Raw genomic sequence first — 24,954 nt, 5'->3', positions numbered from 1 at the left:
CCGGTGACCAGGGACGGATGCGGCTGATCGTCCGCTAGCGCCTGAAGGGCTGCTGAGGTCTCGTCGCGGTCATCGCGGCCGGTGACGATAACGGCCCGGTGTTCGAACAAGGCACGCTTGTTCAGGGGCTCGACGAGTTCGGCCGGTGCAAGGCCGGAATGCTCCGCAAGGTGGCCCTTCAGCCGTCCGGCGGCATCGCGCAGTGCCTGCGGACTCTTGGCTGACAACGGAACGGCGACCACGGGGCCGGCCGACGCCTCGACAACGTCCTCAATGGACGTCTCAGGCGCAGCCTCCAAAATCAAATGCGCATTGGTGCCGCTGATCCCGAACGACGAAACCGCAGCCCGGCGCGGCCGCCCCGTCTCCGGCCAGGGCTGTTCCTGATCTAGCAGGACGACATGCCCGGTGCCCCAGTCGACGTGGGAAGAGGGCTGGTCGATGTGAAGCGATTTCGGCAGGACGCCATGCCGCATCGCCTGCACCATCTTGATGACACCCGCGACCCCGGCAGCGGCCTGCGTGTGCCCGATATTCGACTTGATCGACCCCAGATGCAGCGGCAACTCAGCACTATGGCGCCGCCCATACGTATTGAGCAGAGCCTGAGCCTCGATCGGATCACCCAGCGTGGTCCCCGTCCCATGCGCCTCGACCGCGTCCACCTGCTCGGCGGTGAGACCGGCATTGGCAAGGGCCTGCTCGATCACACGTTCCTGCGACGGCCCATTCGGCGCCGACAACTGGCTCGTGGTCCCGTCCTGGTTGATCGCCGAGCCCTTCACGACCGCGAGGACGCGATGGCCGAGACGTTCGGCGTCCGACAGCCGCTCCATCAGCAGCAAGCCGATGCCTTCGCCCCACCCAGTCCCGTCGGCCGCCGCGGCGAACGACTTGCAGCGCCCGTCCGGCGATAGCCCACGCTGACGGCTGAACTCCAGAAACACCGAGGGCGTGGCCATCACGGTGACACCCCCGGCGAGCGCCAGCTCGCACTCACCCGACCGCAGCGCCTGCGCCGCCAGATGCATCGCGACCAGCGACGACGAGCATGCCGTGTCCACCGTCACCGCAGGCCCCTGGAACCCGAAGGCGTGCGCGACCCGCCCGGACGCGACGCTCCCCGCGCTCCCCTGCCCGAGATAACCTTCGATCTCCTCGGACGGACGGCTGATCCGCGACCCGTAGTCGTGATACATCACGCCGACGAACACCCCGGTCGAACTGTTGCGCAGCCCCTCCGGATTGATCGAGGCACTCTCCATCGCCTCCCACGACGCCTCCAGCAGCAACCGCTGCTGCGGGTCCATGGAAAGCGCCTCGCGCGGGCTGACGCCGAAGAACTCGGCATCGAAATCCCCTGCATCATGCAGGAATCCGCCGTGCCGCGAATATGTCGTATGCGGAACATCAGGATCGGGGTCGTACAGCCGATCGACGTGCCATCCTCGATCATCGGGGAATTCCGAGATCGCGTCCCGCTCGGCGGCGACCAGCTCCCACAGTTCCCCCGGCGACCCGACCCCGCCCGGATACCTGCAGGACATGCCGACTATCGCGATGGGCTCGGTCTTCTCCAGCTCCAGTTCCCGCACCCTCTCCCGGGCGTGGTAAAGGTCGTTGGCAGCGCGCCGCAGATAATCGCGAAACTTCTCCTCATTCGACATGATTATTTCCTCATCCGCGCAGAGAGACTCCTTCGGAGCATCGTAACGACAACCCCTAACGGAGCCCTTTGACGGCTCTAAAGCCACTCAGCAGATCCCGCAGAATGGCATCCTGACCGGATTTCCGAATCTGGAGGTGGTGGCGTAAACGTCAGCCGACGCCGCGACGTACCGGCCCCCAGTGCGGGTTACCGACCGCCAGGCTGAGGCCAAAGGCCGACGTGAACGGTGGCTCCACGAGGCGTCGCATGTCCGGCACTATTCGAAGTCAGCCGGTGTCTAGAGAGCTTCAATAGTTGGCGTTACCTATTGGCAGGTGGGTGCGGACGAGGAGGCCGGCCCAGCCCCGCCAGCGGAGCACCGCCGCGCACCGGCGCGGAGTTGGAGTCCACCGGGGTTGGTGAAGTCCGTTTTACCTGGCGCCGGTCGGCGCCGGTGTGTTGATCGAACGGTAGTGGGCGGTCTCGTATTCGACCGGTGGAATGTCGCCGATCGCGGTGTGCAGCCGGCGGTGGTTGTACCAGCCGACCCATTCGACGATGGCGTATTCGACCTGGTCGCGGGTGCGCCAGGTGCGGCGATGGACGAGTTCGGTCTTGAACGTGGCGTTCAGTGACTCGGCCATCGCGTTGTCATACGAGTCGGCGACCGAGCCGACCGAGGCGGTCACGCTCAGGTCGGTCAGCCGGGTGGTGTAGCGGAAACCGACGTATTGGGCAGCTCCTGTCCGAGTGATGAATCAGGGTGGTACCGGCCGCTCGCGGCCGCGTGGCCACAGCGCCATCTCCAGCGCGTCCAATGGCAGGTCGGTGCGTAGATGGTCGGCCAGTTGCCAGCCCACGATCCGGCGGGAGAAGGCGTCCAGCACGAACGCCACGTACACCCACCCCTCCCAGGTGCGCACATAGGTGATATCCGCCAGCCACAACCGGTCGGGTCGGTCGGCGGTGAACTGCCGGTTGACCAGGTCCGGCGGTCGCGGCGCCGACTCGCCGGGGGTGGTGGTGCGCCGCCGGTCGCGGCGGTGCGCACCCTGCAGGCCATGGGCGCGCATCAGCCGTTCCAGCGTGCAGTGCGCCACCTGCACGCCTTGGCGACGCAGTTGCCCGTGCACGCGGTAGGCGCCGTAGGTGCCATAACTGGCCTGATGAACGGCCTCGATCTGCTCGGTCAGCACCGCATCGCGCTGGGCGCGGGCTGAGGGGGGGCGGCGTTTGCGGCCGTAGCAGGTGCCCGGGCACAGGTCCAGGACCCGGCAGACGGGCACGGGCCCCGAAGCGGTCACGCAGCTGGTCGACCAGCATGACTACTTCGTCCGGGGCCGGCCGAGCTCGGCGGCGAAAGGCGCGCTGGCGGCCTTCAATATCTCGTTGGCCCGCTTGAGCTCGGTGTTCTCGCGGCGCAGCCGCTTGAGCTCGTCACGCTCGGCGGTGGTCAGCTGCTCGGGGCGCTTGCCGGCGTCGGCCTGGGCCTGCCGGCCCCAGGTGCGCAGGGCTTCGCGGTGGATGCCCAGATCGGTGGCGATCTGCGCGATCGGCCGATCGGACTCCAGCGCCAGCCGCACGGCCCGGTCCCGAAGTTCCCGGGGGTATTTGCGTGGTGCTGCCATCGCAGTGATTCTCCTCCCCGCCAGCCAAGATCACGCTGGCTTGAAGGACTTCATCGAACCCGGTGGACTCCACGGTCAGCACTGCGGGAGGTCGGGGACGGGCTCGCTGTTCCAGGAGGGGTTGACCGCTCCGGCCGGGAAGTAGCCCCAGCCCTCGTCAGCGTACTGGTCGTCACCCCGGGTGTAGAGCCAGGTGGTGCCGCCGCCTTCGGGATCAGGCGCCCCTTGGACCTGGCAGGCGAACCAGCTCTCGCCTTCGCGCAGGTATCCAGTGGCCGTCATGGACGCGTCCGGGCTGCGGTGAACGTTTCCGGTGCGTTCGATCGTGCAGTACCACCGGTTATAGGCCCGGCCGCTCGGATCAGTGACGGGCTCGCCCTTGCTGGTACAGCGCGCGGTGGCGCGCGTTGGCGGCGCAGCGGCGCCCCCGGTCTCCCCGGTCTCGGGTGGGTAGGACGGCAGCGAGCGCGGCCACATCGTCATCGGCCACTGCGAATAGGTGATCATCGCGCCACCCACCAGTAGGATCGCGGCGATGGCCGACACGGCCAGGCTCTTGCTCACCTGGATCGCGGCGCTGTAGCGCCAGTTCTCAGACGACGATTTTTCGGGGTCGTCCCGCTGTGCCTCCGGAGCGAACGCCTCTTCGAGTCTTTTGGTGCTCTCTCCGCAGTGAGGACAGTACGGACGGTCCAGCACGTTGTCGTTGCCGCACCATCGGCAGGTCATGATCGGGCTCCTTTCAGCAGGTCAGCGCACACCCTGATCACCACTTGCACCGCCCTGGCGGCCGTCGTCGAACCGTGGCGGGGGCCCGGGAGCGCGGGGATCGGTGGGCAAGCCGCCGGAAGGCTCCTGCCGTGGTAGCGGCGGGCCGGGGGACCATCGGCCGAGGGGGGCGGATGCGGCGTTGCGCCGCCGTGCCCGCGCACGCGTGATCCATGCGCTGCCGTCCGCGGCGACTGCCTCGAGGATGCTGAGCGCGCCAGTGAGGTCGGAGGTGTCGGGCATCTTGAGCGGCGACGCGTTGCGGCCCTCGCTCACCCGTCGAAGCAGCCATTCCTCCAGGTTCTCCACCGTGATTAGGATGTTCTGCCCGTTGACGAGCGAGAGCTGGAACTGCTGGAAGAAGACGAACGACTTCTCCGATCGGCTCTCGTTCCCACGCTCGGCTTCCCGCTCGTCACGCCGTTGAGCGTTGCCGTCGGCAGGAGTTGGGGGCAGTAGGCGTTCCCGGCGGCCGTCGTCGAACCGGATTCCGAGCTCGGTGGTCTGGGCGGAGGCCAGCGCGTCGTAGCGGAAGGCCCTGCGCTGTGGGTCCTTCACGATTCCGGTCGGGAAGTCCAGGTGGACGGCCATCTGGCGGACGCCGGAACCGGTGAGCAGGAAAATCCAGATGGTGTACGCGGAGAAGCGGGACGGACCGTGACTGACCCTGGCCCGTCGGCAGTTCGGGGCGGCTTCGGCCAGGAACGCGTGCGCGATGACCTCCCGGTTGCCCAGGCCGTACTGGTTCATGGCCAGCGATTTCAGGTAGAACTTGTCGAAGTCCAGCCAGCGGGCCATCTCGGCGTCGGCGGGGCGGTTCCGCAGCAGTTCGCAGCGCTTTTCGAACGCCTCATTCTCCTTGGCGAATCGCTCGTCGAACGCGGCCTGCCACGCTCGGTGGGTGTAGCGGCGAACGATATGGACGTCGGCCTGACCGGCCACGAGCAGCACCATGCCCACTATCAGCCATGCCAGCGCGATGCTGGCGATCACGGGGGCCCACAGCATCTTGGGCAAGGCGACGTACCAGCCGACGACCACCCCAAGCACACCGGTGAGAAGGCTCGCGATTCGCAATAGCCGCCGAGGGTCCTTGATCTTGCCGGCCGCCCATTTGCGCTCATCGTCCTCGGCATGCCAGGCGATCAGCCAGTCGATCCGCGAGGGAGCGATCCCCGTGTCGCTGTACACCTCGATGATCTCGTTGGCGAGCGTCGTCCTGGAGCGCCGCGTGGCGGCCATCCAAAGGGGCCGCCGAAGGGCTGCGCGCGGCGCGCGCTTTTCATACTGGCGCTGCACCGTTCGATGGACGTGCTCGGCGAACCAGCGGCGCTCCGGGCTCGGCCCTCGCCTGCGGGATTCCTTCGAGTCGCGCGTGGGGGACGGCGTGTAGCGAACCGGGAGCATCTCGGGGCCGACATAGCCGACGAGGGATCCGAAACCGAAGATGAGGATGCCCGAGACGGTCGCGGTTCTCCAGCTCACCGAGGTCACCAGCACGGCCGAAAGGACCAGCCCGGCGACGACCATGATCGCGCCCCAGAACGCCATCGTCCACTGAGGCGGTTTCAGGGCGGGCCACTTTACGGGGACCTTCAGCGGTTCGGCTGGAACCGGCTCGAAGAACTTCCAGACCCGTCCCTCCCTGTCCTTGTCCATCCGCCCTGTACGGACCTCTCGGCGTCGTGCGCGGTGAGCCTGTCTTGGAAGGCGCCACTGAGGATGAGGTCGAGATGGCGCCGGATCTCGTCGCTATGTACGGGATCCAGCCGCTCGAACTCGCTGAAGAAGGTGTCGAGACGCTCGGGAGACAGGGTTCCGCTCTCCTCCTGCGTCTCCAGGCAGTCAATGAGATCGATGAGGACGGCGAGGGCGCTGTTCCACTGGTCGCGTGGTCCTCCCTGCGCGAGTTCCCGGGCCTGCCCGATCTGCTCGAACTTTTCCTTGTCGAGCAACTCGAAGGAACGTCGGGGCGGCCTGATCCTTGTCCGAATGGGCGATCACGACGGTCGTGTCCAGGTCCACCGGGATTAGTCCGCCGTCGGCGCCCGGAGCTTCGAGACCGGTCGGCGCCCAGGCCTGCTCGCGTGCCTGCGCCCGCGCCGTGCGGATCGCCCGCAACGCGGCCGGCCCGGCCTCGGCCAAGGTCTTCACCAGCCGCGACACCGTCGGGTCTGAGGCCACCGGCCCGAACAACTCCGGCGAGGACCGCAGGAGGGCCATGTCGGCCAGGCAGTCTCCGCCCGGCGCCAGCGTCACCGCCAGATCCGTCACGATCTTGCCTGGATCGTGCACCGCCCGCGACGCCCGCCACCGCGCCAGCGCCCGCGACAAGTCCTGGTCCAGGCCCGTCACCCGTAGCGTCTCGAGCAGCAGCAGGCCACCCGCCTGGGAGACGATCCCCGCACCGTCCCCGGACACCACGATCTTGGCCTTGCGGCCGGTAGTCTTCACTTGGAAAGTGCTCCAGAACTCGGCGCGGACAGGACCTTCAGCAAGCCCTATCCTCCCAGTTCAGGGGCACTTTTCTCATGTCAACGACCAACCGGCACCAACCCGCCATGAAAGCGGGAGGCTAAGCCGCCGATGCTCGGGAGCCGGCTCGCCTGTCCGCACCAGGCCGCCCGCCGCATCGTCGTTCCGCGCGGGCATGGGCCAGCCGGATCGTAGGATCGCCTCATGAGCGGTGACGGCGAGGCGCCCCAGGGCGGCAATCGCTTCGACGGCGAGGCCCAACATGTGATCCAGGTGGGCGGCCTGCACGGCGACCTCACGGTGGGCGCGGGCGCGGGCTGCCGGATCGGCGCCCCGTGCGGCGTGCCTGCGGTGGGCCTGTGCGGTGCGTGCGAGCGTCCGATGTGCCGATCGCATCAGGCCGTCGAGAGGAACGGGCCGTCGTTCGCCCTGTGCTCGAAGTGCCAGGAAGACCAGAAGCAGGCCCTCGAGGTGAGCCGCCGCGACCGGCGGGAACGGATCGCACGGGCCAGGCAGAGGGTCGTCGATGTCGCCCGCCACCTGGACGCGCTCGACGCCCCGAACGAGAAGTACTTCCACGCCATGCGCAGGCGCAACAACCTCCTGGACCGGTTCCTGGAGCGCCAGGGCATCTTCCGCACGGTCGACGTCGATCATCCCGCCGGGCATGGATACGGCTGGTTCGTCGGCGAGCACGAGTGGCGGGTCACGCTGACCGGTTCCGGCGGCGAACGGCATTCGAGGCAAGTGAGGTGCCGCACCTTCGTCACCGGAAGCGGGATGCTGGCCCCTCAGGACGCGGTGTCCTCCGACTCCTACCCCGTCGTCGGCTATGACTCGGCGCCGCTCGTTGGATCGTGGGACGCGGCGCTCGACGACGCCCTGGCGTTCTGGGAGGACGTGGCATCCCGCATGAACGCGATCCTCGCCCGTATCCCCACTCGCCAGACCTGACCGGCGCAGGCCTGCCGATGCCCGATGACGATCTGTACTGACGGCATCGCGAATCGATGTGTCGCGAATTCCTCATCTGGCTGAAGGCTTAGCCACACGTACTGGGAGACCGGAAGAAACCGTGGGAAGGCCACAGGCTGCGAGCTTGATCGACAGATCTTCTCGTGCCGCGCCGTGGTGAACAGCTCCTGCACAAGGTGGTTGCCCCTCTTACAGGACTCTTATTGCTGGGACGACTTGTGGTATCGGGCAACGAACACGCCGACGATCCCCGCAGCACCACCGAGCACGCCTACGGCCTGGGTAGCCGCGCCGTGGTCCACGAAGTAGCGGGCTAGGAAGACGAAGGCAACGACAGCGCTGATGGCGCAGAGAAGCCCAACAGCCCTGAACACGACGTCGATCCAGTCCAAGATGCGCTCATGCCGGTTCTGGAGCCGCCTGTCATGCTCTTGCTGCTCGATCGAGGCCATGATGCGTGCGAAGGTTCCCGGCGCGAGACGCTCCCACGCCTCGACCACGTCAGCAGGCGGGAGCTCGGCCCAGCGCCACTCGGTTGCGGGGACGGCAGAGGGCGTTAGGGCCGCGGGGGTATGGTCTTCGGCGGTCATCGCGCGTCTCCGCTCGCGGGTCGGTTCTCGGGTGACCCTAGTTCGGCGTAAGCCTGGCCAATTCGATGAACGACGGGTTCGCCGTAAGTGCGGGTCCGCTGTCTCCGGCTCTTCAGTGAGGTTTTGCCAGTGACTTTCAGTTGATCCGGCGGTACTCGAAGAGTGTGAGGACATGCGCGGCGCGGACGAGGTCGCTGATTCTGCTGGGGCTGAGGGTGGTGTGTTTGAGTGCGGTCCAGCGTTCGGTGAGTAGGGCGAAGCCGCGTTCGACGCGGCATCGCAGGAAGCGCTGCAGGCGGTTGTGGCAGCGGTTGTCGATGGACAGGACGTTGCCGCGGGTGGGGTTCTTGAAGGGGACGATGATGCCGTGACCTGCGCCTTGGTAGCCGGGGTCGGCCAGGACGGGCATCGTCTTGGCGTAGGGGTACAGGGTCGGCAGGACCAGTGCGCGGGCCACTTCGATGTCGACGGCTCCTCCGGGCAGGACGCCGCTGAACCAGATGGGGAAGCCGTCGGGTTCGGACGGCATCTGGACCTGGCCGCCGAAGCCGGCGGTCTTTCCAGAGAATCAGGCGTCGATCGTTTCGCCCTTCACGCTCACAAGTCTTGTGGCGGCATCGGTCGGTCGCGAAGATCTTGCCGTCCATCTCCAGGTGCGCCGGCCCGTCGGCGACCGCCTTCTCCAGTGCTTGGTGCAGGTTGGGGGCGCGGTCGGCCAGGACGTCGACGGCCTCGTGCAGGTACCGGTAGGCGGTCGATTGCGACAGCCCGAAGGCGGTGCCGTGCCGGGTGATGTTCGGCTTGTCCCGGAACCACGCGATCGTGAACAGGGCCTGCCTCCAGCAGGTCAGGGTCCGTGTGCCCTTCCTGGTCCCGCGTGCCCGGCGTTCGGTGCGCAGCAGGCCGGCGACGAAGCGGATCAGTTCGCGTGGGACGTCGAGCATGGCAGGATAGGTGACCAACGTGGCGCCTTTCGGTGGCAGGCGAGGACTTGTGGTGAGACCTCTTCCACCGGGGGTGCCACGCTTGTTTCGGGGCATGTCGCTGCGTCCGCGAGTCTGCCCGATCCCGCCTGTTACGGCCTGTTAATCCCTGGCGCCCGAATCAAACCCGTTGGGAAAACGTCAGTGGCTGATCTGGGCGCGCATCTGGCCATGGCGCCGCCATCTCGACCAGTGCAGGATGTGTTCAACGGCATGGCTGATCGGTGCGGTGACGCGGTTGAACAGACGACGTGTCTCGTTGAGGCTCAACGGAATCAAATTGGACTGTTCCACTTCGCCTGCCCCTCTTTTATGTGCAGTGGCACGGACGATGACGAGGAAGGCGGCAGCGGCCATGGACAGGGTGATGTGCCGATACCAGACCCGGTATCCACGGACCTGGCAGCGATCCAGACCGGTCTCGTTCTTGGTGACTTGAAAGCACTCCTCGATCGCCCATCTGCCACCCGCCACCCGCACCAATTCCTCAGCCGGGGTGTCGGCTGGGCCGAAGCAAATGTAATAGGCCAGATCGGAGGGATCAGCGATGCCGCGCCGGGCCGGCAGCCAACGCCCCCACCCCGGGCGCCGCAGCGGCCGGATCTCGGTCGCCGCCCAGTCCGACACGCGAGGCCCCCGCGCCCCATCACCACAGCTCAGGCGCCGCCACGCCGCCGCGGGCAGGTCAGCGATAACCCGGTGGACGCGCGGCCCGGTCAGATCCATCGCCACCACCGCCGCTGATTTCGGCACCGCCACGACGTGCGGGATATCGCGGGCCTCCAGCCACAGCCGGAACTTGGTGTCCTGCGCATACGCCTCATCGGCAGTCACCCGGCCACACACGACACCAGCACCGACAGCACGCTCGATCATCTGCTGCGCCAGCGCAGGCTTGGCCGCGAACACCACCTCATCGCCCATCCCGGCCGCCCGGCAACGTTCCCGGTCACCGGTCCACCCCCCGGGCAGATACAGTTCACGATCGATCAACGCACGCCCAGCCGGCGAGGCGTAAGCCAGGAACACTCCAATCGGGGAATTCTCGATCCGTCCTGCGGCACCGGAGTACCGACGGGCGACACCCGCCGACTTCGTCCCCTTCTTCAGGAAACCGGCCTCGTCCACCACCAGCACACCTTGGCGTGCATCACCCAGGCATTCGACCACCACGTCACGGACATCGTCGCGCAGACCATCGGTGTCCCACGGGTAGAAGTCCAGCAGCCGCTGCATGCCCTCCGGACCGGCATCTCCCGCCGCCTCCGCAAGCGTCCACCCATTCTTCCGCCCGACCTCACCCAACAGTCCACGCACGTAGGAGACCATGCGGCGGCGCGACTCCACCCGCGGGAACCGGCCGGCCAACCGGCCCACGAACGCCTCGAACCCGGCCGACCACCCCAGCGCCACATCCATCATCACACCAAGGCCAACGATCAATCAGGCACGAGTGTTACAACCTGTCGTTGTCGTACTAAGAGTCACCTACGGGGCAGGCCGTTGAAAGCCACACCCGGCACCCTGGGAAGCTCCGACCCTACGATGGCCAGATCTCACCCGCGATCAAGGTAAGGGCCGTTGACAGCAGGTATTAGAAGAGCCGCGGCCGGAAGGTAGCGGTCGTGTTCGACGATCCTCCAAACCCGAGCCCAGGAGCGGGACGATCGTGCTCCAGGACATCCCAGAAGTAGCGGTATCGCATCGCCTCGCCGCCGGCCGAGCCCTGGATCAGTCGTGATCGTTTCCGGGTAGGGTCGGGGCATGCTTTGACGCCTGCCCGGTACTCGGGCGCCTCCGCGATCTCCTTCGTTCATCGCACCTGATTTCGAGCTGACGAAGGAGATTCTTTCCGTGACCAGGTCGATCTATATCGACGTTCCGGATGTGTTCGCCGCGTCTTATGGCGCGCACGGCGCCGAGGCGCGGGCGTGGATCGCCGAGCTGCCCCGGCTGGGTGGTGAGTTCCTGGACCATTGGGGGCTGCGGCTTGATGGCCCGCTCGCATATGGCATGGCGTCGCTGGTCTTGCCCGTGCTTCGGTCCGACGGAACTCCCGCCGTGCTGAAGCTTCAGCAGTTGCGGGAGGAGACGGCCGGCGCCCGCGGCCGGCCTGCGGGCGTGGAACGGCAACGGGATCGTGCGCCTGCTCGACCATGACGAGAACAGCGCCACGCAGTTGCTGGAGCGGCTGGATGCGGCCCGGCCCCTGTCCGCGATCGCCGACGACACCAGGGCCATCCAGATCCTGGCCGATCTGATGGCACGGCTGACCTCAGTGCCTGCCCCAGCGGGTCTGCGGCGGCTATCCGACATCGCCGCCGCCCTGCTCGACCAAGTCCCGCGGGCGGCGCCAGCACTGCATGACCCTGCCGAACAGCTGCCCCTCAAGACGGCACGCTGACGATTCCCCTTAGCGCGATTCCATTGGCAGAGGCATCCATGAGCGGCGAAGAATCACAGGCCACGGCCTGGCGGGAGTTGCTGCCGCAGGTTCCGCGGGAGAGGTTCATTCCGGACGTCGCGGTGATCGGGCCGGTGATGGAGGATCCGGCCTCGTGGATCGACCGGCGCCGCGATCCGGGGGAGCACCAGGACGTGCGGGCCGATGAGCGGCTCACGCAGGGACCATCCCCGCGTGCGCGGGGAGCACCCACCCTCGCCGCACTGCCAGGGCTTGGTGACGGGACCATCCCCGCGTGCGCGGGGAGCACTGCGGCAGGGACCGCGACGGGTTCGGGATCGGGGGACCATCCCCGCGTGCGCGGGGAGCACCCGCCGGAAATCTTTCCGGTAATACCGATCCAGGGACCATCCCCGCGTGCGCGGGGAGCACCGTTCCGCCAAGCGCCGCCGCTGGGCATTGGAGGGACCATCCCCGCGTGCGCGGGGAGCACTGCCAGCCGGACGGGATGTCGTCCGGCCACTGGGGACCATCCCCGCGTGCGCGGGGAGCACAGCGGCCGGCCGCCGGGCCGCATCCACATGTAGGGACCATCCCCGCGTGCGCGGGGAGCACGCGGCCATATTCTGTCGCGCCTGCCCGGACATGGGACCATCCCCGCGTGCGCGGGGAGCACCAGCTAGATCAGTCGGCGCACGTCGGTCTGCTGGGACCATCCCCGCGTGCGCGGGGAGCACCCGACAGCCGCCTGATCTGCGGTGTTACGGATGGGACCATCCCCGCGTGCGCGGGGAGCACCTCTCGGTACAGCAAATGCACCGTGGGCACGGTGGACCATCCCCGCGTGCGCGGGGAGCACGACCCGATCGCCACCGACCCGAGCGCCCAGGGGGGACCATCCCCGCGTGCGCGGGGAGCACTCTGACTGACCTGCAGGTTTATCGGCGGGGATCCCTGTTTTTGAGCACTTTGTGAGATTCCGACATTTCGGGCATTGGGTTAGCGTTTGCCGTAGCGGCGGCGTTTGGAGGCTTTGCTCCAGCCGGTTGGTGGGGGTTTGGAGGAGACGGCCGGCCTGGCCTTGGGGCGGCGGATCAGTGTGAGGCCTTCGTGGTCGATGGGATGCCATTTGTGGTCGTGGGTTTCGAAGGTGAAACCCTGCTCGTTGTTGGTGCTGTATGCGAGTAGCGCGCGGCCGGTGTCGGCGTACTGGTGGACTTCGTCCCAGAGGGCCTGCCTGATGCGGGCTGATGGGCCACCGATGAAGACGCCGGGGGAGATCTCCATCAGCCAGCGGGTGAGGAAGCCTCGCAGGCCGGCGGGGCAGTTGGTGAGGATGATGATGGTCACCAGTACACGTCTTCGGCGTAGTTGCGGCCGGATGCGATGTTCATGCCGTGGTCGCTTTGCAGGGTGACATGGTCGGTGTCGTCGCCGGTGGGGTCGTCGGGGGTGTCGTCGGGCAGGAGGAGGCGCTTGATGTCGTGGACGCAGCGCCGGAGCAGGCCGACTTGGTTGACGCGGTCGCGGATGGCTCGGCGGGTGCGGGAGCCGACGTCGTCGGGGCTTTCGGCTGCGACCTCGAAGGCGACGGGAATGGCGATCTCGGTCTTGTACAGGTCGGCGATGTCCAGGACGAAGGCCAGTTCGTGGCCGGAGTGGATGAACCCGAGGCCGGGGGAGCAGCCGAGTGCGGCGACGGTGGTCTGGGCGATGCCGTACATGCACTGGGCGGCGGCGGTGACGGCCTGGTTGGCGGTGTCGCCGGAGTCGAAGTCGCCGGGGACGTACCGGCGGCCGTTCCAGGTCAGGCCGACGCGGGCGGCCTCGTACTTGTAGCGCTCTTTGACGCGCCGTCCTTCGCGGCCGAGGAGTTCGTGGCGGGTGAGGCCGGAGGGGTCTTCGCCAGGGAACCGCATCCGGTACATGGCGCGTGCGACGTCCAGGCGGGTGCGGCGGTTGGCCCATGCGGTGGCCTGGGCTTCGACCAGGGCGGAGGAGCGGTTGAGGGACCGGCCCCCGGAGTAGAAGCGGACGCCCTGTTCGCCGACCCAGACGACTCCCGCGCCGCTGTCGCCCAGGACGCTCATGGCCTGGTGGGTGATGCGGGTGCCGGGCCCGAGCAGGAGGGTGCCGATGGTGGCCGACGGGATGTGGGTGACGCCGTCGGCGTCTTCGGCGGTGATGGCGTTGTCCTCGCGGTGCAGGGTGCAGCGTTCGAGGTAGATGAACGAGAGCCGGTCGCCCATCCGGGTGAGCTGGTGGGGTGAGGACGCGCCGCGCTTGCTGACGGTGGACATGGGGTCACGCCGGGGCGAGGGTCATCAGGCCGCAGCCGTAGGCTTTGGCGCGCCCGAGCCCCTGGGTCAGGGTGAGGCGGAACGCGTCGGGGTCGGTGATCTCCAGCCGTCCGTCGAACGTCACGGCGACCAGCGTGACCTGCCCGCCGTTGCCTCTCTTGGCGAAACGGAATTGGCGGCGGCCGTGGATCAGCAGGTCGTGGGTGTCATGGCCGGGGACCAGTTGCTTCTCGGTGGATTTTTCGACCACTTTGAATCCCGCCCTCTCCTCCTGCTTCAGCAGCCAGCTCAGCTGGCGGGAGGGAGTGAGGTGCGCGGTTACCTTGGTGGGCTCACTGTCCCGGCGGCGGATGCTGTGGACGGGGTTGGCGGTGAGCCTGAAGCCCCAGGTGTCCCCCTTGGTCAGGCGCTTGAGGAAGGGCGCGTAGTCGAAGGTCTCCCAGCGGGCCGTGGTGGGCCAGCCGGCCTGCTCGACCAGGTGGGTGAGGTCGGGCCGCATCGGGCTGACGATGCACAGATGGGTGTCGGCGGCGCCGTCCCGGTCGAGCCGCCACAGGACGCGGGGGCCGTCGCCGGGGGAGGGGGCCTCGGCGAACGAGGTCATGACGGCCGCGTGCATGGTCTGGGGCGAGGCGAGCAACTTGCGGGCGCCGACGCGTCCTGTGTTGATGCGGAAGCGCGTCAGGTACATGTCACTCGCTCCTCAGGACGATCGTCGGGTCGTGCGCGGCCGCACGCGGGTTCGGGACTGTGGCGGGGAAGCTGCGGACGCCGCGGAGCGCGTACCGGCGGTGCGCGGGGTCGAAGCTGAGCGGCTGGTCGCGCAGCGTGTCCACGCGCATGTTCTGGCCGTTCGCCTCGACGAGCACCTGGAGTTCCACCTGCTTTTCGTGGCGGCGCCGCCACTGGTGCCAGTCCGAGGCCTGCCACTGTTCGGTCGTCAACGCCGTTTCGAGGTCGAGGCCGTCGCGCTGTCGCAGGTCGATCGGCTGCGACGGGGGGCACGACCGGCGTCCCAGGTAGGGCAGGAAGCCGGGCCTTTTCAGGGCCTGACGCAGTTCGGACAGCTGGTCGTGAGGTCCCTCGACGGCCGCCACGAAGACGGCGTCGGCCAGGTAGAACCGCTCGGACACCGGGAGGGCGCCGCCGGTGTCCATATCGTGCGCGGTCTGGAAGTCCCGCAGAGGCGTGCCGCGCTGGTCGACGCGGACACCGAAGCGCAGCGCGGCCAGGTCGGACGGGTCGGCCGTGCGGGGGCGGCCGAGTGCTGCGGCCAGCAGTCCGATCACGCCGCTCTTGGTGGGGGCCGCCTCGGTGGTCCGCCTGGCGAAACGCGCCGCCGACCCCCATGACTGGAGCGGGCCCGCGAGCCGCAGGAGCAGGACGCTCATGCCGTGCCTTTCTGCCGCCGCTCGACCTCCGCGCCGACCGCCGACACCAGTTCCCGCAGCGGCAGTTCGGTGCCGAGCGAGGCCAGCGGCTCGGTGTCGTCGCCGGCGCGCGTCACCCACGTGAGCGTGTCGTCGTCCGCGCCGAAGGCCGTCTCGATCGCGGGGATCTGCTTGGCGAGGCGCTCGCTGGCTTCCCGGACGTATCCGCCGGCGTCCTGGTCGGCCTTGCAGGGCCGCTCGAACGCGCCGACGAAGTTGACCGGGCGCGACGAACGCACCTTCACCACCACCGCGTCGGGCAGGGTGTGGTGCCCGAATGTGTTGATCTTCCCGGTGGGCAGGGACTCGGCGAACCCGTGCACGAACGCCTCCACCGCCCGGCGGACGGGCGCGTCGGCGGACTCGTCCTCGCGCAGGCCCTTCCCCAGGTTCTTGCGGAGCAGGTCGACGTCGAGGGCGGCGTAGCGGTAGAGGGTCGCGGAGTTGAACTCCACGGTCCCGATCATGCCCGCGCCCGCGTCGTCGTCCTCGCGTTCCTTGTGGTCGTCGACGGCGGTGTAGTAGTCGGACTCGACGTCGGCGCGGTGGACGCTGATGGCGTGGGCGACCTGCGCGGCGGCGTCGACGTTGATGTCGGAGGCGTCGGCGACCATCCGGCCGAACAGGGCGATGTCGATCGAGTGGCGGCTGTTGGCGTGCTGTTTGGCCGCGGCCTTGTTCTCCTTGTTCTTGAAGAACGTCTTGATGTCGTCGCGTCCCTGGACCGCCAGTTCGGCCAGGGCGTCCAGCTGGCGGGTGCTGAGGAAGATCAGGTACTTGCCCTCGGGCGCCGGCTCGGGGCACTCGTCCTTGGTGTTGCGCTTGGGCGGCTCCATCTTGGCGCCGGTCGCCGCCGTGACCGTCTCGGCGGCCAGCGCCCACGCGTCGGTTTCGGAGATGGAGGCGTCCAGCTCGCGGATCCGCTTGCCGAGCAGTTCGGCCAGACGGCGGGTGCGGACGCCCAGGTCCCTGGGGTCCAGGATGTTCTGGAACGTCCGGCGCGTGGCGCGTTTCCACGCCTGGCTGGACACCCGGGCCCGGCGGACACCGCCGTAGACGGCGGACTTGGGGGTGCCGGTGTCGTCCCGGTTGAGGTTGCTCGGCGGGACGGTCTGCAGGATGTGCAGTTCGACGATGGTCCGAGTCGTCATGCGGTGTCCTTGTCGGTGGGGGCGCCGTCGCCGGCGTCGGCCTTGTAGGTGTGGAAGCTGCGTCCCCAGTCACGGCGGATCTGGTTCAGTCCGTCGGGGGTCTGGGCCTTGTAGAGCTGGCGGGCGAGGCGGCCGTAGTCGAGCGGGATGCCCTTTCCGCGCAGCAGCGAGATGACCTCGCGGAGCCGGTAGGCCAGGATTTCGGGGGTCGCGGCGGTGCCGACCCGGACGAACCGCCGGCGGATCGTCTCGTCGACCCTGTCCTGCTTGGCCATCAGCTGCCGGACGGCCTGGCCCAGGTCCACGCCCGTCTTGTGCATCGGGCCGCCCTGTGACTGCTGGTGGAGGGCGTACAGGGTGACGGCCAGGAAATAGGCCGCCTCGGCGCGGGTCGCCTGAGTCTCGCCGGCGAACAGGTTCTCCTCGGCGAACAGCCGCTCGACGCCCGTGGAGCCCCACAGTTCGGGGACGTCCTCGGGCAGCTTGCCCGCCCCCCGGCGGAGCTGGGCGAGTGCCCCGACGGCGGCGGGGCGGTCGGCGAGGAAGCCCCGCTGCAATTCGGTGATGAAGCGGCCGGCCGCGCTCTCCACAAGGTCGGCGGGCCGGTTGAGGGCAGGGGTCGCCGAGGTCATGCCTGGGCCTCCGTTGTCGGATCGTCGGGTCGGCGTGCGCCGGGCAGGGCCTTGGCGAGCCGCGCGGCGAAGATCTGGTCGGCGCGTGTGGAGCTGAGCCAGACCTCACGCCCGCCCTTGGTCGTCACCACCCGGCCTTGCCAGGCGGTCTCACCGGCGGCGTTCACCAGTTCCTCCCCGAGGTTGCGGATCTTGTCGCGGGCGGTCCTCTGCCAGGCGGCTCGGGCGAGGCGGGGGTCATCTTCCGGTTTCAGTGCGGCGAGCCAGTCGCGGAAGGGGCCGTCGAGGGTGCCGAATCCGAGGTCGCGGGCGGCATCCTTGCGCGGGTCGGCCGCGTCGCCGGCCGCCCTGGCGAGGTCGGCGGCGAGGTCGCCGAGGATGCCGACGGCGTTCTCGGCGTCGGAGACGGCGTCGATCACCTCGACCCCGAGTTCGGAGTCCTGTTCGTGCAGGAGCGCGACCGGCATCGCCACCTCGTCGTCGATCACCTCGTCGATGATCGACTGCTGTGTCCCGTACACCGCGCCGATCAGCCGGGCCCGCAGCAGGCGGCTCTGCGGCAGCGGGCCTTCGATGGTCAGGCGGGCCAGCCAGTCCAGGATCCGGGGCCGCACGATCGCGGCCGCCTCCTGGCGCTGCTCGGCCCCCTCGGCCTTCCCGGCGATCAGCGCGCCCAGCCCGCGCCAGGCGCTGCGGGCCGGATCGTGCACGCGCGGCAGGTAGACCTGCGCCTCCTTCAGCTTCTTCTCCTGGGCGGGGCTGCGCCGCCAGGCCGTCATCGGCTCGTAGGCGTGCAGGTTGCGCGGCGCGAGGGGGTCGCCGTAGGCCAGGACGACGCCGAACACGCCCTCGCCGTCGAAGTGCAGCCGGACCCGCCGGGACGGCCAGGTGTACAGGTCCCGCGGCCCGTAGGGACGGCGGACGGCCTCCACCTCGTCCATCGGCCGGGCCGTGGGGACCTCACGCGTCCAGGCGGGCCGGTCGTTCTTCGGGTCGGCCCGCAATGTTTCGGTGTCGAAGGCGATGAGGTTGAGCAAGAGCGTTTCGTGCAGGTCGTCGTCGGCGGCGAGCACGCCGCCGAGATTGCCCGCCCACGCCACGCCCTGCGGGTACCCTCTGCCGCCCTTGGCCCGGGGGTCCCCGACGGCCCCCGTCTTGATGCCCGAGGTGTCGAAGGCCTGCGCGTGCACCAGCCACCGCGCGGCCTCGGCGAAGCCGAGCCGCTCCACGCCGCGTGCGCGCATCGTGAAGTACGGGGCCCCGTTGGGGACGTCGGCGACGATCTTGTCGAGGGGGGAGACTTCGTGCTTCGCCGTGTGCAGCGACGGCGTTTGCAGGAACGGTGTCTGCGGATGGAGCAGGTCGAAACGCTCGCGGTATTCGTCCAGGTATTCGGTGATCTGTTCGAGGGGAAGGCCGCTGTTCCACAGTTCTTCCCAGGCGTCCAGGTCCTGGGGGCCGTCGATCGCGTCGTGCAGGATCGCCAGCAGCAGCCGTATCAGCGCGAACTCCTGCGTGGGCAGGTCACCGACAATACGGCGCAGCGTGCGGGCCTGGGCGAAGACCTCACGCAGGGATAGGACATCGCTGGTCCCGTCGGTGCGCAGCACCGGCAGCCAGGGCTGGTCCGTCAGGTCGAAAGATGAGGGCTCATTCGACACGGGTGACCTCCAGACCGTCGTCCTTGCTGTAACTCAGGTCGTAACCTGCCAGCCGGGTACGACAGTTCTCGTCCAGAAACAAGATCAATTCTCCGGCGAGCCAGGAACTGTCCCGGGACTGCCAGTCGGAAATGACCTCTTTTTCCAGTTCTGTAATGGTTTGCTCGGCGGTCTGGGGGAGGGAGAACTGGAAGGGAAGCCGCAATCCGCAGGCCGCCACGATGCGACCCAGCCGCGGTTCGGGGACGGCCTCGGTGGGCAGGGTGAGCCCTCCCTCGCCCCGGTCCAGCCACGGAACCGTGCGGACCGTGCCGTCCGCCAGGCGCTGCACGACCAGCACTTCCAGCGACTCTTCGCCGTCGCGGACCTGCGCGCGTCCGGCCGGGGCGTCGTCGGTGTCGCCCACTCCCGCATCGATCCAGCCGATCAGCGCGTTCCCGTCCCTGCCGACGTCCGCCAGCTGGAAGCCCTCGGCCTTCTTGCGCTGCTTCTCTATGTGCACCCGGTGCTTGCCGTGGGCGGCGTCCAACTCCTGCTGCCACGACCGGGGGCCTACCGGTGCCGTCCCATAGGCGCGCTGGACCAGCGGACTGATGTCCTCGGGCAGACGCACCGTCCGCTCCGCCGGCGTCGTCCCGGTGAGATGCGGCCACAGCACCGCGGCCGACCGCAGCAACGCGTGCCGCCGGTACACCCGCTGGGAGCCCTTCACCGGTTCCACCGGGGTGGCGCTCCAGTCCGCGCCGGTCACCAGGCACCGGGCCCGCCGCAACCGCTCGGGGCGGTCGCTCTGCCCCTCGCCGCGCTCGTGGCGGTGCAGCCGCCCCATCCGCTGCAAAAGCAGGTCGATCGGGCACAGGTCCGACACCAGCAGATCGAAGTCGATGTCCAAGGACTGCTCGGCCACCTGACTGGCCACCACCACGCGGGGGCCGGCGGGACGGGCGTTTCCTTCACCGGGCGGGCCGAAGTCCTTCACCAGCTCGGCGTCCTTGCGCATCCGGTCCAGGTCGAGGAACCGGGCGTGCGCGACGGTGACGTTGCCGTCCCCGAGCCGACCGCGCAGGAAGTCCGCGGTGGCCAGGACGCGGTCCACGGTGTTGCGCACCACCAGCGCGCATCCGCCCGCGGCCAGTTCCTGGGCCAGGCGGTCGGCCAGGACCTCCAGGTCATCGTCGAGCCGCTCCACCTCCACATCGGTGCGCCGACCGGACGCGGCGACCTCGTGCACGGCCCTCGTCCCGTCCCGTCCGGCGACCGTGATCAGCGGATAGCCGGCCGCCCGCTCGACGGCTTCCGCGCCCCCGGCGGCGGTGTACGCCTCCACCAGCTCGCGGCGACGGCCCGCGGGAAGGGTCGCCGACAAGACCACCACCGGCACCCCGTACGCACCGAGCCAGGACAACACCAGATCCAGATAGGAGCTCATGTAGGCGTCGTAGGCATGGGCCTCGTCGATGACCACGACCTTCCCTGCCAGCGCCAGATGCCGCAACGCCAGGTGCCGGCTCTTGAGGCCCATGAACAGCAACTGGTCGATGGTGCCGACACCGAACGACGCCAGCATCCCCTTCTTACGGCCACGCAGCCACTGGTGGGCGACCAGCTCGGCCACCGCGGCGTCCGGGGCCTCCTCGTCCGGCTGGACACCGCGCACCGACCGAGGATCGGCCCAGGTGAGCGCCCGGAAATCCTCGTTCAACGCCGCTTTGGAATGAGCGAGCTGAACCGATCGGGCACCCGCGTCCGGCCGCATGTCCGGCAGACGCTCCAGCCAGCGCAGCACCCGGGAGAACATCGCATTGCTCGTCGCCATCGTCGGTAACGCGACGAACACCCCACCGGCCCCCGACCGGCTCGCGAAGATCTCAGTGACCGCGAGCCCGGCCTCGGTCTTCCCCTCGCCCATCGGCCCCTCGATGATCATCAGGCCGGGCGGCATGTCACGGGCGGCCAGCACCGCACGCTCCTGCAACGGCCGGACCCGTGCGCCGGGAGGCAGATCGAAGCGGGACGCGAACAGGCTCGCGACATCGGATCCCGGGTCGACGGCCCGCCAGGGCGGCGGAAGCGCCAGCCCCCGCCACGCCGCTTCGACCCGTTCGCGATCACTTCTCTCCCGCGCGTCCAGCGAGTAGGGGAACAAGTCGGCGTTGCTGGCGATCCAGTCGGCGACGATCACCACACCCGTCAACACTGCCTGCGCGGGCTGGGGAAGCTTCACCTGGCGCCACTCCGACAGCCGGCCCGCCACGTCGCAGACCTCGGCGCACGCGTCCAATAACTCCCACTGCACGCCGCGCCACGCCTCCGCACTCCCCGGAGAACGCAGCAGCCGCGGGCGCGCAACCAGCGCCTGAATGTCGTTCATCGTCGGCGGAACCCCGTGATGGCCGCCCGCCACCACCGCCCACTGCCACGCCGGCCGCTTCGACCAGCCATACCGCTCCACAAGCCACTCGTGAAGCAGAAGCATCCCCGCAAGCCCGTGAGGAGCGAGCCGACGATCATCCATCTGGCGCTGCAACGGCATTTCCAGGCCCTCGCGCCGCATCCTGGCGGCAAGCCCTTCGACCTGGCACGCGAACGCCGGCGTCGCCTTCCCGATGTCATGCGTGGCCGCCGACCACACCGCCAGCCGCCGCGCGTCGTCCGCACCCCCGGGCAGGGCCGCACCGATCACATTCCGCACCTGAGCCGGAAGCCACTCGTCCCACAGCAGTCCCGCGACCGCGCCGCTATCCGAGAGGTGGCGCCATAACGGAAGCCAATCGTCACTATCGCGATCGTGCTTCGCCCATACCTGACGCGCAGCCGGAGACAACCCACCCCCGAGCCGCGCCAACCCCGCCGCAGCTTCCAGCACACCGGTATCCAATCCGCCCACCCCAAGATCACGAGCCTTATCGACGGATCAGACCAGAACCGGACAACCCGCTACCGGGCACGTCCAACCGCACTAAGAACGACGGTGACCGCCCTATCCCCGCATGCGCGGGGAGCAGCGGCCACCGCCGGAGGGAGGGTATCGCCACCCCGAGGGACCAAGCACCGTCACCTCGCGGCCGAGTCATCCTCCTGATTCTCCGCCCCCTTCGCCGGCGAAGGGCGCTTGAACACCGACATGGCTCAGAGCATCGAAGCACCGCCAGCGGCGCCTCCGGCCAACAACGACTGAGGCGGATTCGTCTGCGCTCAGTACGTCAGAGCCACCGTAGCTGCGGCGGCGACCGCCGCGATGAGCAAGATGAGGAGCGTGTACAGATCAAGGGAGGACTGAGGAGTGTCCACCAGTACCACCTCCTTTCATCACTTCAGCTCGAACCCCTCAATGCGTTAGGACCTACAGACGGCACAAGAGTCTTGTCCCGCGATTCCAGAACATGCAGTACTGGAGTCGTGTCGCAGAGGTAATCTTCCGACCAGAACCAACCGATCGCCGAGTCCGAAAATGTCCGAATTCTCAGAAGTGCTCGAAAACGGGGCTCTCCCCGAACAAACCCGCAGGTCAGCCAGAGTGCTCCCCGCGCACGCGGGGATGGTCCCGAGTCGTCCACTTTGAACCACGTCATTGGCGGGTGCTCCCCGCGCACGCGGGGATGGTCCCAAGCGGGATGCCGTCCGCCACCAGCTGTGGGAGTGCTCCCCGCGCACGCGGGGATGGTCCCCAGGAGAACCCCGACTTCTTGCGGGGCTTGGGGTGCTCCCCGCGCACGCGGGGATGGTCCCCGGACCCACGCAATGCCCGCGATGGCGGCGACGTGCTCCCCGCGCACGCGGGGATGGTCCATTTGGACCGTTCCAAAATCGTCCCGGAAACCGGTGCTCCCCGCGCACGCGGGGATGGTCCCCCATGCCTGAGACCCGCCCCTTCCACCTGGGCGTGCTCCCCGCGCACGCGGGGATGGTCCCGGCCGGACGCGCTGCTCCCCGGTCGTCTCGTCGTGCTCCCCGCGCACGCGGGGATGGTCCCCCATCATGTGATCGACTGAAAGCAACTGTCGAGTGCTCCCCGCGCACGCGGGGATGGTCCCGCGACGGTGGCGGCGTTGCCGGCGGTGGTGCAGTGCTCCCCGCGCACGCGGGGATGGTCCCAGGGCGTTCACATCGGCGGGGGGTCGGGGGCGGTGCTCCCCGCGCACGCGGGGATGGTCCGAAGGCCGGCAAGGCCGCGAAGAAGGTAGGCGGGTGCTCCCCGCGCATGCGGGGATGGTCTCTGAGATGCCGGGTCAGAAGGCGACTGTGGGGGGTGGTGGCTCCTCGGGGCGGGGCGGGACGCGTTCGATGGCGAGTTCCGCGGGGTAGCGGCGCCCGCTGCGGATGATCTCCAGGGTGGGGTGGATGCGGGCGCGGTCGCCGACTGAGAACGGACGGGTGCCGCCGCGCAGGTCGTGCCGGGTGCCGTCGCGGCGGATCAGGGTGGTGCCGTTGCGGCTCAGGTCCGTGATCGTCAACTGCGGGCCGTCGAGGTCGAAGCGCAGGTGGGCGCGGCTCACGCCGCGCCGGGTGGTCTCGTCCAGGAAGGGGGTCAGGTCCGCGGGGCCGGGGGAGCGGCCGGCCGTGACGGGGGTGCCCTCGGCCACCGGGAAGCGGTGCACCTCCCGGCCGTCCCGCATGATCTTGAGTTGGGCGATCCGCGGCCGCGGGCCGAGATCGGCCATCTCCAGCCCGTGCTGGTCGCATACCAGGTGGCCGCCCCGGACGCGCGGCAGCAGGACGAAGGATCCCTTGGCCGGATCGTGCCGGGGGCAGCGCGGTTCGGGGCAGCTCCAGAACCGGTCCAGTGCCTCGACTCTTTTCGTCAGGCCCTGCTGGACGAGGAGGTCGTTCTCCTCGCTGACCGATATCTGCCATTCATCTTTGGTGTGCAGGGTGACGTGATGAAGGGACACCTCGCCGTGCCGGTCGGTCCGCGGCTCCAGGACGGCGTCGTCGCTTCCGTTGAGCCAGGTGAACTCCCGACGGTGGCCGGTGAAACGGTCGCGGGTGATGACGGGCAGGCCCGTTTCTTCGGCGATCCGCAACAATGGAAAGTCGGCCTTGTCGGCGGTGAGTATCAGCCCGCTCTCGGCCCAGCTGCGGACCGTCCGCCGCTGCCGGGGCAGTAGAAAAAGATCGTTTCGCGCGAGCAGGCTGTTGTCGGCCACCGCGAGCATGGCGGCCCGCGCGGCGCCGTAGAGGGACGCGAGGGCCTCCCCGACACGCTCGACGCGGATCAGGTCGGCCGGGCCTCGCCCGCCCAGGCGGTCATCGCGGACGATGTTGGACAAATCCAGCAGTGCATCCGCCTCATTTAGGTCAGACGTCAAGAAAGCAGACATATCCCGAAACCTTGTATGGCGCCGCATTCGTGGCTCACAATGTACAGTCCACGCTGCTGGGCAAGGCACGTATATCCGCGGGGGATTTCTGTGACGGCATGGGATCTGCTTGACGACGGCCCGGAACCGGTACCCGAACCTCCGAAGAAGGCCTCCGCGTCCATCTGGGCGTCCCTTGACGAGGACGAGCCGCAGCAGTTCGACGAACCGCCGCCCACCCGTTCCACCTGGCAGTCCCTCGACGATGACGAGGCGGAACCGGCCGCGCCCCCGCCCGCCCCGGAGCTCACCGCCTCCGTGCTCAGCGACGGGGAGGTGCTCTGGGCCCGCGCGGACGGCCAGTCGGTCACGCTCGGGTCCGGGCAGCCCCTGCACGTCCCGGCCGGTGTCCCGGACGGCGTCAGCGGCTGGCGCCGGGTCCGCATCCTCGACGCCGCCACCCTCCGCGCGGAGGTGCTCGTCTTCCCCGTCGAGCAGCCGGCGGCAGGCGTCGCCGACGAGCCGGTGGCGCTGTTCGCGGCCGAGCGGGCGCCGTCCCCGCCGCGGCGCCCGCCGGGCTTCCCGGCCGGTGAGGGCGGCGACCTGACGGCGGCCTTCGAGGCCCGGGTGCGGCGCGCCGAGCAGGACCACCGCAACGCCGCCGCGGCCGCCCGCGAGGACTACCGCCGCCGCGGCGACCAGCTCGAACGGCGACTACGCGAGGAGCACGACCGCGAGGTGCACGCGGCCGAGCAGCGCGCGGAGGCCCGCTACCACGAGGCGGTGCGGCGGCTCCGGCAGGAGGCCGAGCAGCAGGTGCGACACGCCCAGCAGGTCGCCGCGCAGAACCACGACCTGCGGCGCGGCGCCGAGCAGCGGCTGCGGGACGCCACCGCCGAGCTGGACAAGATCCGCGGCGAGCGCGGGCTGGGCCTGGCCGCGGCCGCGGCCGGGTGGGGCATCGCGCTCATCCTGCTGGTCATCGCGTTCGCGAGCTGATGGCGCCCGT

18 protein-coding genes, 3 pseudogenes and 2 CRISPR repeat arrays are annotated in these 24,954 nt (G+C 68.9%); of the genes and pseudogenes, 3 read left to right on the top strand and 18 right to left on the bottom strand.

The window, feature by feature from the left end:
• From AF1_RS05540 to AF1_RS33040, 5 genes and pseudogenes are all read right to left on the bottom strand, one after another.
• Positions 1-1,667, bottom strand: a 1,667-nt coding sequence (locus AF1_RS05540) for a type I polyketide synthase (protein ID WP_174548820.1), incomplete at its 3' end; no start/stop codon positions are given.
• A gap of 412 nt (positions 1,668-2,079) precedes the next feature.
• Positions 2,080-3,276 (bottom strand): annotated as a pseudogene (locus tag AF1_RS05535) (IS3 family transposase).
• 75 nt (positions 3,277-3,351) lie between these two features.
• Entirely contained in the window at positions 3,352-4,005 is a 654-nt protein-coding gene (locus AF1_RS05525) for a hypothetical protein (protein WP_067793907.1), read from the bottom strand.
• Positions 4,006-4,026: 21 nt separating this feature from the next.
• Positions 4,027-5,703 (bottom strand): hypothetical protein, encoded by a 1,677-nt coding sequence (locus AF1_RS05520; protein ID WP_084262473.1) that lies wholly within the window; start codon positions 5,701-5,703, stop codon positions 4,027-4,029.
• Positions 5,704-5,889: 186 nt separating this feature from the next.
• Positions 5,890-6,498 (bottom strand): transposase, encoded by a 609-nt coding sequence (locus tag AF1_RS33040; RefSeq protein WP_165488328.1) that lies wholly within the window; start codon positions 6,496-6,498, stop codon positions 5,890-5,892.
• Positions 6,499-6,723: 225 nt separating this feature from the next.
• On the opposite strand from AF1_RS33040, the gene AF1_RS05510 reads away from it, so the two are divergent.
• The gene (locus AF1_RS05510; RefSeq protein WP_067793904.1) at positions 6,724-7,473 is read left to right on the top strand and encodes a hypothetical protein; all 750 of its coding nucleotides are present in this window, start codon (positions 6,724-6,726) and stop codon (positions 7,471-7,473) included.
• Between the two features lie 221 nt (positions 7,474-7,694).
• On the opposite strand, the gene AF1_RS05505 is transcribed toward AF1_RS05510, so the two are convergent.
• From AF1_RS05505 to AF1_RS05495, 4 genes and pseudogenes are all read right to left on the bottom strand, one after another.
• On the bottom strand, positions 7,695-8,084 hold the full coding sequence (locus AF1_RS05505) for a hypothetical protein (RefSeq protein ID WP_067793903.1): 390 nt from the start codon (positions 8,082-8,084) through the stop codon (positions 7,695-7,697).
• Positions 8,085-8,220: 136 nt separating this feature from the next.
• Positions 8,221-8,613: a transposase family protein gene (locus AF1_RS36155; RefSeq protein WP_067793902.1), complete on the bottom strand. Its 393-nt coding sequence runs from the start codon at positions 8,611-8,613 to the stop codon at positions 8,221-8,223.
• A 232-nt stretch (positions 8,614-8,845) separates the two neighbouring features.
• Positions 8,846-9,028: pseudogene (locus AF1_RS37000) on the bottom strand (hypothetical protein); the annotation flags it as partial.
• Between the two features lie 180 nt (positions 9,029-9,208).
• Positions 9,209-10,489, bottom strand: coding sequence for an IS701 family transposase (locus AF1_RS05495; protein WP_084262477.1), 1,281 nt, complete (start codon positions 10,487-10,489; stop codon positions 9,209-9,211).
• Between the two features lie 432 nt (positions 10,490-10,921).
• Here AF1_RS05495 and AF1_RS36995 point away from each other — a divergent pair.
• A pseudogene (locus tag AF1_RS36995) lies at positions 10,922-11,447 on the top strand (aminoglycoside phosphotransferase family protein); the annotation flags it as partial.
• Positions 11,448-11,691: 244 nt separating this feature from the next.
• Positions 11,692-12,391: a CRISPR direct-repeat array (repeat unit 29 nt; unit sequence GGGACCATCCCCGCGTGCGCGGGGAGCAC).
• Between the two features lie 79 nt (positions 12,392-12,470).
• On the opposite strand, the gene cas2e reads toward AF1_RS36995, so the two are convergent.
• From cas2e to AF1_RS05445, 9 genes are all read right to left on the bottom strand, one after another.
• On the bottom strand, positions 12,471-12,821 hold the full coding sequence (gene cas2e / locus AF1_RS05485) for a type I-E CRISPR-associated endoribonuclease Cas2e (protein WP_067793900.1): 351 nt from the start codon (positions 12,819-12,821) through the stop codon (positions 12,471-12,473).
• Positions 12,818-13,771 (bottom strand): type I-E CRISPR-associated endonuclease Cas1e, encoded by a 954-nt coding sequence (gene cas1e, locus AF1_RS05480; protein WP_067793899.1) that lies wholly within the window; start codon positions 13,769-13,771, stop codon positions 12,818-12,820. The genes cas2e and cas1e overlap by 4 nt, the downstream gene beginning before the upstream one ends.
• Positions 13,772-13,775: 4 nt before the next feature.
• Positions 13,776-14,462 (bottom strand): type I-E CRISPR-associated protein Cas6/Cse3/CasE, encoded by a 687-nt coding sequence (cas6e, locus tag AF1_RS05475; protein WP_067793898.1) that lies wholly within the window; start codon positions 14,460-14,462, stop codon positions 13,776-13,778.
• A 1-nt stretch (position 14,463) separates the two neighbouring features.
• Positions 14,464-15,162 (bottom strand): type I-E CRISPR-associated protein Cas5/CasD, encoded by a 699-nt coding sequence (gene cas5e / locus AF1_RS05470; protein WP_067793897.1) that lies wholly within the window; start codon positions 15,160-15,162, stop codon positions 14,464-14,466.
• A complete protein-coding gene (gene cas7e / locus AF1_RS05465) occupies positions 15,159-16,352 on the bottom strand; it encodes a type I-E CRISPR-associated protein Cas7/Cse4/CasC (RefSeq protein WP_067793896.1) in 1,194 nt (397 codons plus the stop codon). Before cas7e ends, cas5e begins: the two co-directional genes overlap by 4 nt.
• Positions 16,349-16,984 (bottom strand): type I-E CRISPR-associated protein Cse2/CasB, encoded by a 636-nt coding sequence (gene casB, locus AF1_RS05460; RefSeq protein WP_067793895.1) that lies wholly within the window; start codon positions 16,982-16,984, stop codon positions 16,349-16,351. Before casB ends, cas7e begins: the two co-directional genes overlap by 4 nt.
• Positions 16,981-18,645, bottom strand: a complete 1,665-nt coding sequence (gene casA, locus AF1_RS05455; RefSeq protein ID WP_067793894.1) for a type I-E CRISPR-associated protein Cse1/CasA — start codon at positions 18,643-18,645, stop codon at positions 16,981-16,983. Before casA ends, casB begins: the two co-directional genes overlap by 4 nt.
• Positions 18,635-21,523 (bottom strand): CRISPR-associated helicase Cas3', encoded by a 2,889-nt coding sequence (gene cas3 / locus AF1_RS05450; protein WP_242608641.1) that lies wholly within the window; start codon positions 21,521-21,523, stop codon positions 18,635-18,637. The genes casA and cas3 overlap by 11 nt, the downstream gene beginning before the upstream one ends.
• 639 nt (positions 21,524-22,162) lie before the next feature.
• Positions 22,163-22,862: direct repeats of the CRISPR family, unit length 29 nt; unit sequence GTGCTCCCCGCGCACGCGGGGATGGTCCC.
• A 12-nt stretch (positions 22,863-22,874) separates the two neighbouring features.
• Entirely contained in the window at positions 22,875-23,915 is a 1,041-nt protein-coding gene (locus AF1_RS05445; RefSeq protein WP_067793893.1) for an FHA domain-containing protein, read from the bottom strand.
• A 141-nt stretch (positions 23,916-24,056) separates the two neighbouring features.
• Between AF1_RS05445 and AF1_RS05440 the strand changes: the two genes are divergently transcribed.
• Positions 24,057-24,944 (top strand): hypothetical protein, encoded by an 888-nt coding sequence (locus AF1_RS05440; protein WP_067793892.1) that lies wholly within the window; start codon positions 24,057-24,059, stop codon positions 24,942-24,944.
• Positions 24,945-24,954 lie beyond the last annotated feature (10 nt).

The sequence above is a fragment of the Actinomadura formosensis NBRC 14204 genome, from assembly GCF_001552155.1.
Taxonomy (GTDB): Bacteria; Actinomycetota; Actinomycetes; order Streptosporangiales; family Streptosporangiaceae; genus Spirillospora; species Spirillospora formosensis.
This window is presented reverse-complemented; position numbering and strand designations above follow the sequence as displayed.

Bases quoted from the DNA above. Each gene is read 5' to 3' on its own strand.
- casB (WP_067793895.1), bottom strand. From the start codon at position 16,984: ATGACCTCGGCGACCCCTGCCCTCAACCGGCCCGCCGACCTTGTGGAG.
- AF1_RS05510 (WP_067793904.1), top strand. From the start codon at position 6,724: ATGAGCGGTGACGGCGAGGCGCCCCAGGGCGGCAATCGCTTCGACGGC.
- AF1_RS05520 (WP_084262473.1), bottom strand. From the start codon at position 5,703: ATGGACAAGGACAGGGAGGGACGGGTCTGGAAGTTCTTCGAGCCGGTT.
- cas5e (WP_067793897.1), bottom strand. From the start codon at position 15,162: ATGAGCGTCCTGCTCCTGCGGCTCGCGGGCCCGCTCCAGTCATGGGGG.
- AF1_RS05505 (WP_067793903.1), bottom strand. From the start codon at position 8,084: ATGACCGCCGAAGACCATACCCCCGCGGCCCTAACGCCCTCTGCCGTC.
- AF1_RS05495 (WP_084262477.1), bottom strand. From the start codon at position 10,489: ATGATGGATGTGGCGCTGGGGTGGTCGGCCGGGTTCGAGGCGTTCGTG.
- cas1e (WP_067793899.1), bottom strand. From the start codon at position 13,771: ATGTCCACCGTCAGCAAGCGCGGCGCGTCCTCACCCCACCAGCTCACC.
- cas7e (WP_067793896.1), bottom strand. From the start codon at position 16,352: ATGACGACTCGGACCATCGTCGAACTGCACATCCTGCAGACCGTCCCG.
- cas6e (WP_067793898.1), bottom strand. From the start codon at position 14,462: ATGTACCTGACGCGCTTCCGCATCAACACAGGACGCGTCGGCGCCCGC.
- AF1_RS05525 (WP_067793907.1), bottom strand. From the start codon at position 4,005: ATGACCTGCCGATGGTGCGGCAACGACAACGTGCTGGACCGTCCGTAC.
- AF1_RS36155 (WP_067793902.1), bottom strand. From the start codon at position 8,613: ATGCCGTCCGAACCCGACGGCTTCCCCATCTGGTTCAGCGGCGTCCTG.